Origin of the sequence: Mycobacterium sp. (assembly GCF_032162105.1) — a bacterium.
In the GTDB taxonomy this organism is placed as follows: Bacteria; Actinomycetota; Actinomycetes; order Mycobacteriales; family Mycobacteriaceae; genus Mycobacterium.
On sequence record NZ_JAVRPS010000559.1, the window covers coordinates 1 to 4667 of the forward strand.

6 protein-coding genes are annotated in these 4667 nt (G+C 66.8%); 3 read left to right on the top strand and 3 right to left on the bottom strand.

From position 1 onward, the window contains the following. The 3 genes from QOC69_RS28610 to QOC69_RS28620 all read left to right on the top strand — a co-directional run. A partial coding sequence (locus QOC69_RS28610) for an alpha/beta hydrolase family protein (protein ID WP_526445902.1) occupies positions 1 to 494 on the top strand: 494 nt, incomplete at its 5' end. A 28-nt stretch (positions 495 to 522) separates the two neighbouring features. Next, positions 523 to 1920: an amino acid permease gene (locus QOC69_RS28615; RefSeq protein WP_526445903.1), complete on the top strand. Its 1398-nt coding sequence runs from the start codon at positions 523 to 525 to the stop codon at positions 1918 to 1920. Positions 1921 to 1950: 30 nt separating this feature from the next. Then, on the top strand, positions 1951 to 2529 hold the full coding sequence (locus tag QOC69_RS28620; protein ID WP_526445904.1) for a tRNA-specific adenosine deaminase: 579 nt from the start codon (positions 1951 to 1953) through the stop codon (positions 2527 to 2529). Between the two features lie 4 nt (positions 2530 to 2533). On the opposite strand, the gene QOC69_RS28625 is transcribed toward QOC69_RS28620, so the two are convergent. The 3 genes from QOC69_RS28625 to thyA all read right to left on the bottom strand — a co-directional run. Beyond that, positions 2534 to 3739, bottom strand: a complete 1206-nt coding sequence (locus QOC69_RS28625; protein ID WP_526445907.1) for a winged helix-turn-helix domain-containing protein — start codon at positions 3737 to 3739, stop codon at positions 2534 to 2536. Beyond that, positions 3739 to 4221 carry a dihydrofolate reductase gene (locus tag QOC69_RS28630; protein ID WP_526445905.1) on the bottom strand — a complete coding sequence of 161 codons (483 nt, stop codon included), beginning with the start codon at positions 4219 to 4221 and terminating at the stop codon, positions 3739 to 3741. The genes QOC69_RS28625 and QOC69_RS28630 overlap by 1 nt, the downstream gene beginning before the upstream one ends. Continuing rightward, the coding region (thyA, locus tag QOC69_RS28635) for a thymidylate synthase (protein ID WP_526445906.1) at positions 4218 to 4667 on the bottom strand (450 nt) is incomplete at its 5' end. The genes thyA and QOC69_RS28630, both read right to left, overlap by 4 nt.

Consider the following 4667-nt stretch of genomic DNA (forward strand, 5'->3'; position numbering starts at 1 on the left):
GGGTCGAGGGCGCAGGTAAGCTGCGGGCGCAACTGCCCGCCGAGACCCAGGCGGCTCTGGATCGGCACGAGGCCGACGGCACCGTCACCCATCCCGATTACCTCGCCGCGACCGAGGAGTTCTACCAACGCCACGTGTGCCGCGTCTGGCCCCCACCGACCGACTTCGTCGAGACCGAGCAGCAGATGGAGGCCGAGCCGACGGTCTACCACACCATGAACGGCCCCAACGAGTTTCACGTCCTCGGCACCCTGCGGCACTGGAGCATCGTCGACCGCCTGGATCGGATCGTCGCGCCGACGCTGGTGATCGCAGGCGAATTCGACGAGGCCACCCCTGCCACCTGGGCGCCCTACGTCGAGCGGATCGCAGACACCCGCAGTCACGTCTTCGCCGACGCCAGCCACTGCAGTCATCTGGAGAAACCCGAGGAGTTCCGCGCCGTGATCGGCGCATTCCTCGCCGAGCACGACCCCGCGCCTGCGCAGGTCTGACCCACCCCACCGACCGACAGGACATCGCATGGTCAGCTCCGAAACGCACACCCCGGCCGGGCAGCGCAGCCTCGAATCATTCGGCTACGCACAGGAACTCGACCGGTCGGTATCCACCGTCGACCTCCTGGTGTACGGGCTGGTCTTCATGGTGCCGATCGCGCCGTGGGCGATCTTCGGGACCGTCTACAACAGCTCGTCGGGCATGGTCCCGCTGGTCTACGTCATCGGTCTGGTGGCCATGGTGTTCACTGCGCTGGCCTACGCGCAGATGGCCAAGTCGTTCCCGTTGGCCGGTTCGGTGTTCTCCTACGTCGGCCGCGGCGTCCACCCCAGCCTCGGCTTCTTCGCCGGGTGGGCCATCCTGCTGGACTACCTGCTGGTGCCGACCCTGCTCTACGTGTTCGCCGCCGAGTCCATGATCGGACTGTTCCCCGGCACCCCGCGGTGGTTGTGGGCGATCGTCTTCGTCGTCGTCAACACCGTGATCAACCTGGCCGGGATCGGCTCGTTGAAGATCGCGAACCGGCTGTTCCTCGCCATCGAGTTGGTGTTCGTGGTGATCTTCGTCGTCATCGCGGTGCGCGCGATCGGCGGGCATTCCCTGCCCGACGTGGGCTGGAGCACCACCCCGATCTGGGACCCGAACACGGTGAGCGCGCCGCTGATCGCCGCCGCCCTGTCGATCGCCGTCCTGAGCTTCCTTGGGTTCGACGGCATCTCGACACTGGCCGAAGAGTCGACCGGCCGCAAGAATCCCGCCGGCCGGGCAATGATCATCGCCCTGTTCGTGGTGGCCTTCCTGTTCGTCATCCAGACCTGGTTAACCAGCCTGCTGGCCGGCGGGCGGGAGGCGTTCGGCAACGACGAGGTCGGCAATGCCTTCTTCACCCTCGTCCAGGCGGCCTCGACCACCGGCTGGATGAACGCCTTCTTCGCGGTCAACGTCATGGCGGTGGGGTTCGCCAACGCCATGGCCGCGCAGGCCGCCACCAGCCGGCTGCTCTACTCGATGAGCCGCGACGGTCAGCTGCCGAGCTTCCTGTCCAAGATCAGCAGCCGCAAGGTGCCGATGGCCGCGATCCTCGTCGTCAGCGCACTCAGCCTGGTGCTGGTGCTGTTCTTCGTCGGCCAGATCGCCTTGATCTCGTCGCTGGTGAACTTCGGTGCGCTGTTCGGCTTCTGCCTGCTGCACGTTTCGGTGGTCTGGTACTACGTGGTGCGCAAGAAGTCCAGGAACTACCTGCTGCACCTGGTGGTTCCCACACTGGGCTTCCTGATCATCGGCTACGTGTTGTTCAACGCCGACGCGCTGGCCAAGATCGGCGGGCTGGTCTGGCTGGGCGTCGGCGCAGTGGTGTTCGCGGTCAACGTGTTTCGCGGAAAGGGTGTACCCGAGCTCGCCGAGGAACCCGCGAACGGCTGACCCACGGTCGCGTCGGCGTTAGGGTGAGCCATGTCCATCGCCCCCCGCCTGCTCGACGTCATCGACCTCGACATCCTGCCGCTGACCGAACGCGGCGTCACCGGTGGCAACAAGGTGTTCGGCGCGGCGATCCTGCGCAAATCCGACCTGTCGCTGGTGATGGCGGGCACCAACGACGAAACCGAGAATCCGCTGCTGCACGGTGAGATCAACACCCTCAACGAGTTCTACGAGCTGGTGGAGCGCCCGCCGACGTCGGAACTGGTGTTCCTCACCACCCACGAGCCCTGCACGCTGTGCATGTCGGCCATCACGTGGGCCGGGTTCGACAACTACTACTACTTCTACAGCCACGAGGACTCGCGGGACAGCTTCGCCATTCCGCACGATCTGACGATCCTCAAGGAGGTCTTCGGGCTGGAGCCCGGCGGCTATCGGCGCAGCAATGCGTTCTGGACCGCCTACTCGATCCGCGACCTCATCGAGTCCGAACCCGAACCGCTGCGCACGCAACTGCGCGAGCAGCAGCAACGGATCAGGGACCGATACCAGGCGCTCTCGGATCAGTATCAGGAATCCAAGGGCGACAACGACATTCCGTTGGCCTGAGTCGTCACCGCAGCGCTTTGCGCAGTACGCCCACCAGATCGCCCCGCTCCCCGACCGTCACGTCGGCCAGCCCCAACCACGACGCCATCGAGCGCAGTTCGCCCGCCAGCGCGCTGGCGACGTATCCCGCGTCCTGCCCCGGCTCGGTGAACGCGCCGACGACGTTCAACGCGCCGGACGCGCGCTCCGCCTTCAGGTCGACCCGGCCCACCAGCCGTCCATCGAGCAGGAACGGCCATACGTAGTAACCGAATTGACGCTTCGGCTGCGGCACGTAGATCTCGATCCGGTAGTGGAACCCGAACATGCGCTCGACGCGGGGCCGGAAGAAGATCAGCGGATCGAACGGGCATAGAAGCGCGGTGCCCCGATCCCGCCGCGGCACCGTCTGCCCCGCAGGCAGGTATGCAGGGGCCGCCCATCCGTCGACCTCGACCTCCTCGAGCTCACCGGACGCCACCAGCGCCGCGACCGCCGGCTTGCTCTGCTTCGGGTTCAGCCGGAAGTAATCGCGCAGGTCGGGCTCGGTGGCCACACCGAGAGCTCCTGCCGCGCGCAGCACCAGCTCCCGCACCGCCTCGGCGTCGTCGACGTCACGCGCGAACACCTCCGGCGGAAGCACACGCTCGCTGAGGTCGTAGTGCCGCGCGAAACCGACCCTCGTCGACGTCGTGAGCACGCCGGAGGACCACAGCGCCTCGGCCACCCACTTTGTGTCGCTGCGATCCCACCACGGCCCCTTGCGGCCGCGGGGCTCCGCCTCGAGATGCGCCTCGATCTGCCCGGCGGTCGACGGACCCAACTCGGTCACCGTCGCGACGATGTCCTCGGCCAGCCTGCCGTTCTTCTTGACGATCTCCCTGCCCCAGCGCCCGTGCTCGTACTCGCGCATCCGCCAGCGCAGCAGCGGCCAGTCGTCGACGGCCATCAGCGCAGCCTCGTGCGCCCAGTACTCGACCAGAAGTCGTGGTGCCTTGGCGCTGTGGCTCCACGCCGCTCGCTCGAGGATCGTGCGGTCATAGGGGCCGAGGCGACTGAAAACCGGCGCGTAGTGCGCGCGCACGGCGACCGACACCGAATCGAGCTGCAGTACCTGGAGTCGGGACAGCAGCCTGCGCAGATGCGCCCGGGTCACAGGCCCCGTCGGCTTTGGCTCCGCGAATCCCTGTGCCGCCACCGCCACGCGGCGCGCGGCATCCGCCGAGAGCATCACGGGCGCAGGTAGGTGTGAAACCGGTACCGGAGACCGGACCTGCTGGTCAGCCAGTCGCCCGTGGTACTGACCCATGCCTCGTCGAGCACGGGCGCCACCGCGTCGCCGTCCTCGCGAGGCAGGTCGATCTCCACCTCGGTGACCTCACACCGGGTGGCGAGCGGCAGGGCAAGCGCGTAGATCTGCTCGCCGCCGATCACCCAGCACACATCACCGGTGAGTGCCCCGTCCAACCCGTCCACCACTACTGCGCCGTCTGCCACGTACCCAGCTTGCCGGGTCACTATGACATTTCTGCGTCCCGGCAGCGGCCGCACCGTGGCAGGCAGCGATTCCCAGGTCAATCTGCCCATGACGACCGTCTGCCCCATGGTCAGGTCCTTGAACCGGGCCTGGTCCTCGGGCAGCCGCCACGGAATGCCGTTGTCCCGACCGATGACGCCAGAGGTGGACTGGGCCCAGATCAGGCCAAGACTCATACGGCGACGGGCGCCTTGATCGCCGGGTGCGGATCGTAGTTCTTGATCTCGACGTCCTCGTAGACGTATTCGAAGATCGAATCACGCTGCGCAAGAATCAGTTCCGGGTACGGCCGCGGGTCGCGGTCGAGCTGCAGCGCCACCTGCTCGACGTGGTTGTCGTAGATGTGGCAGTCACCGCCGGTCCAGACGAACTCCCCGACGTCCAGGCCGGCCTGCGCGGCCATCATGTGGGTCAGCAGTGCGTAGCTGGCGATGTTGAAGGGCACCCCGAGGAACAGGTCCGCGCTGCGCTGGTACAGCTGACAGGATAGCTTGCCGTCGGCGACGTAGAACTGGAAGAACGCGTGGCACGGCGGTAGCGCCATCTGCGGGATCTCGCCGACGTTCCAGGCCGAGACGATGTTGCGCCGCGAGTCGGGATCGCTCTTCAACAGCTCAAGCGC